The organism is Bacteroides sp. RTP31139st1_H2_RTP31139_211217, assembly GCF_040227615.1.
Lineage (GTDB): Bacteria > Bacteroidota > Bacteroidia > Bacteroidales > Bacteroidaceae > Bacteroides > Bacteroides uniformis.
Map to the genome: position 1 here is coordinate 3117 of NZ_JBCNZM010000250.1, position 1459 is coordinate 4575.

Here is a 1459-nt window from a genome sequence, read left to right on the forward strand (position 1 = left end):
AAGGATCACCATAATCTGCAACATAACAATCGGCAATATTCCGACCTGCAATTTTATGTGCTACTGCCCAATGAATGGCAAAAGGAAGACCTATTGAGATTAATAAGTCGTATTTTTGTTCAAAAGTCAATAAATTCTTAACTTTTAGGTACAAATAAAACCATTTATTGGTAGAAATATAAAACAAAAACTTCCCGAGATATTGTTTAATATTTGAAAAGAATCCACTATTACTGTATTGTACTTTTTTGGAACTATCAATACACCATTTAAAGGCATGCAAATTTATCAGTTTAACATTAGGTGTTTTATCTATAGACAACAATACCCCATCGGAGTTTAATACTGTTATTGCATTTATAACCGTTACTTGATGTCCTCTTCTAGCAAATTCATGAGCCAATTCCGTTGCACGAAAAGCCCTTGGTACGTTTAATGGATAATAGTAAGCTGTTACAATTACAATTCTAAGATTTTCCATATTCTAATTGATAAATTGAAAATACAGATGACAAAGAAACCCAATACAATGGTAATGCTATGAATGAACGTGAAAACAATGAATAAGTCAACATCTGAATAAAAAAGAGTGCAAAAAATATATATCTACTGCGATTATTAATTAGCTTATAAGAACAAGTCACTCCCCAAAGAGTCATTATTATATATAGTATTCCTCCCAAAAGTCCCCCTGCCATTAAGCTTTCCAAAAAAGAATTATGAACATAATCCCCCTTTATATCACCTGAAGTGAGCAAAAAAGATTGTCCTAATAAGGGATTATCAGAAAAGATTGCCCAACCTTGGTTATAGTAAATATTTCTTCCAGACATACCATTTCCATCCCCTTTAAAAATTGTAAGAAAGCGATCTATAAATTGACTTTTAAAAACCTCTTGAAAAAAGATATTAATTTCATCAATATAGATAATAAACAAAGAAACTAAAATAGAAATAAGCAATAATAGTCTGAAACTAATACGATTACTGAAGATAATTATTAAGCATACTAATAAAGCCAACATTGGACTTCTTGAATTAGCAAGGATAATAGACAATGCCCCACATAATATTCCTAATCCTCCCAATATACCAATAATCAGTTTTTTATGATGACAAATAAGAAGAGAAAATGAAATGAGAACCAGTGTCAGTCCTAAATGTCCATAGCCAATCGTATCTAGCATAGCGTTAGCCTCAAACCGCCCCTCATTGCCAACATAAGTTTTCATCGCAATAGAAGTCATTACATTAGAAAACGAATAAATTAAAGCTAAAAAATAAAACACAAATAATATTACAAGAAGAGTTTCTATATGTATCTTGGAAAAAGGAATGCGCCTACATGCTTGATAAGGAAGAGCTGCAAGCAGAAAGAAATACACTATGTATGTTATATTATTCTCAAAAATTGTATTATAAATACCATCTATATATATATTTACATAAACTCTAGCAC

1 protein-coding gene and 1 pseudogene are annotated in these 1459 nt (G+C 30.6%); both read right to left on the bottom strand.

Annotated features, from left to right (window positions below; genetic code table 11):
* Positions 1–481 (bottom strand): annotated as a pseudogene (locus ABUA47_RS23210) (hypothetical protein); the annotation flags it as partial.
* The coding region (locus ABUA47_RS23215) for an O-antigen ligase family protein (RefSeq protein ID WP_349832127.1) at positions 468–1459 on the bottom strand (992 nt) is incomplete at its 5' end. The pseudogene ABUA47_RS23210 and the gene ABUA47_RS23215, both read right to left, overlap by 14 nt.